Below are 2,420 nucleotides of genomic sequence, written 5' to 3'. Positions count from 1 at the left end.
TTGTCGTTATTAACATTGTAAGGGACAACCCTTCTTTTTTGTTGCCTATTTTCTATTTACACAAGAATTTATACTGAACCGTTATTTTCGATCGTTGGATCCTCAATTCGTCAAGTGATGTCAAATGCCCGCTAGACCATGTTGCTAAGTATACTAATGGTTTAGCGATGCAAAAATTTCGACCTCAAAATAACGAAATTGGCTTACCAGTTGTAAAAATTCGAGAATTAAACCAAGGTGATACCGACGAAAATTCAGACTATTGTACCTCAAACATTGATCAGTCTGTCAAAGTAAATACAGGTGATATCATTTTTTCTTGGTCAGGAACGTTAACTCTTGATATCTGGGCCGGAGGTGAAGCAGGACTAAATCAACATCTTTTTAAAGTTACTTCTTCAAAATATCCATATTGGTTTGTGTTTGAATGGACAAAGTATTACCTTAAATCTTTTCAAAATATAGCAAAATCAAAAGCTACAACTATGGGCCACATAAAGAGATCAGATTTACATAGTTCACTTGTGAAAATTCCAACGCATGACGAAATGATTGAATTAAATACCACTTTGAGCCCAATGTACAGTCAAAAGATAGCTATTCGACATGAAAACAGAGTTTTATATCAAATGAAACAACAACTATTATCTAAGTACTTCTAAGCCACTAAATTATCATTTAGTAGCACAACTGTACAAAAAATAGTACTCTATCATCAAAAAAGGATTGAGTGCTGTGAAAAAAGAAGAAGCTGATCAGATTATCCGTGGAATGCTACCTCATCTGAATAATCTGCAATTGAGATATTTACAAGATGTTTTGAAGAAGAATATTTCTACCGTTGGTTATGAGGATGAAGAGCTGAGTAACCAAGAATTATTAGCAAAATATTTTGCAGCCAAGAGGGCAGAAGGATGCTCGGAGAAATCATTGGCGTACTATAGAGCAACAATTGTTAAAGCTTTGTCTAAAATAGGTTCTAATGCCATTGAAATTGTAACTGATCAGTTAAGAAAGTACTTAACGGATTATCAGACTGCTCACAATTCAAGCAAAGTAACGATTGATAATATCCGGCGTATTCTATCTAGTTTTTTCAACTGGCTTGAAGATGAAGACTATATTGTAAAAAGCCCAATTAGAAGAATTCACAAAGTTAGAGTAGTGAAAACGGTAAAAGAAACATATTCTGACGAGGAACTAGAGAAACTGAGGGACGGCTGCAATAACCTTAGAGATCTGGCTATGATTGATTTCCTATCTTCAACCGGAATGCGTGTGGGAGAGTTGGTTCTTCTAAATAGGCAGGATATAAATTTTCAGGAAAGAGAATGTATTGTCTTTGGTAAAGGTTCAAAAGAAAGAGTGACATACTTTGATGCAAGGTCAAAACTCCACTTGCAGAGATACTTGGAATCAAGGGATGATGCTAATGAAGCTCTGTTTGTAGGACTAAAATGGCCACACAACCGATTAACAATAAGTGGTGTAGAATCACGATTGAAGCATATAGGAAAAAAGTTGGGAATATCTGCAGTATATCCTCATAAATTTAGAAGAACACTTGCTACAAAAGCAATTGATAAGGGGATGCCGATAGAACAACTACAGAGATTGTTGGGACACAGTCGAATTGATACAACTCTGCATTATGCAATGGTTAAGCAGCAAAATGTAAAAAATGCACATAGAAGGTATATAGGGTGATAGACAAGATGAAAGTTAGATTAGGCGATGTTCTTGAATTAAATCCTAAAGAATCAATTGTAAAAAATACAATTGCTAGAAAGATATCAATGACAGACTTAAAGCCATTTACTCGAGATATACCTACCTTTTCATATGAAAAGTATTCTGGAGGTGCAAAATTTCGTAATAATGACATTTTGTTAGCAAGAATCACGCCTTGCTTAGAAAACGGGAAGACGGCATTAGTTAACATATTGGATAAAGATGAAGTTGCATTTGGATCTACAGAATACTTTGTGTTAAGAGCAAAAAAAGGATTGATTGATCCTTATTATTTATACTACTTGAGTATTTCCCAAGACTTTAGAAATGTAGTTATTAAGTCAATGACTGGCACTTCAGGTCGTCAAAGAGCACAAAAAGATGCGATTCTTGAATACAAGCTAGATTTGCCTAATATTCAAGAACAACAATCAATTGCAAAACAGTTAAGAGCACTGGATGATAAGATCAGACTAAATAAGCAAATAAATGATAATTTAGCTGCTTAGAAGTAATGGTTTAGTAAGGAATGCTTTATTCTGTAGAGAATCTCATTTTCAGTATTTAAATGATCTATTTCTCTTTGCAGTGTATCAAAATAAATATAATTTGCGCCGATTGTAAAATTAAACTGAACACTGTTCCGATCCAGTAAGAAAAATCGTTTTCACTGGATCAGAGCACAAAAA

3 protein-coding genes are annotated in these 2,420 nt (G+C 34.2%); all 3 read left to right on the top strand.

What is annotated here, in order from left to right:
• Window positions 1-83: 83 nt before the first annotated feature.
• The 3 genes from FD23_RS08580 to FD23_RS08570 all read left to right on the top strand — a co-directional run bounded on the left by FD23_RS08580 (window position 84) and on the right by FD23_RS08570 (window position 2,240).
• Entirely contained in the window at window positions 84-662 is a 579-nt protein-coding gene (locus FD23_RS08580) for a restriction endonuclease subunit S (protein ID WP_155445211.1), read from the top strand.
• Window positions 663-735: 73 nt separating this feature from the next.
• On the top strand, window positions 736-1,707 hold the full coding sequence (xerA, locus tag FD23_RS08575) for a site-specific tyrosine recombinase/integron integrase (protein ID WP_025896533.1): 972 nt from the start codon (window positions 736-738) through the stop codon (window positions 1,705-1,707).
• Window positions 1,704-2,240, top strand: a complete 537-nt coding sequence (locus FD23_RS08570) for a restriction endonuclease subunit S (protein ID WP_025896531.1) — start codon at window positions 1,704-1,706, stop codon at window positions 2,238-2,240. The genes xerA and FD23_RS08570 overlap by 4 nt, the downstream gene beginning before the upstream one ends.
• Window positions 2,241-2,420: the final 180 nt, after the last annotated feature.

The organism is Lactobacillus delbrueckii subsp. delbrueckii DSM 20074 = JCM 1012, assembly GCF_001433875.1.
Classification (GTDB): Bacteria; Bacillota; Bacilli; order Lactobacillales; family Lactobacillaceae; genus Lactobacillus; species Lactobacillus delbrueckii.
This window is presented reverse-complemented; position numbering and strand designations above follow the sequence as displayed.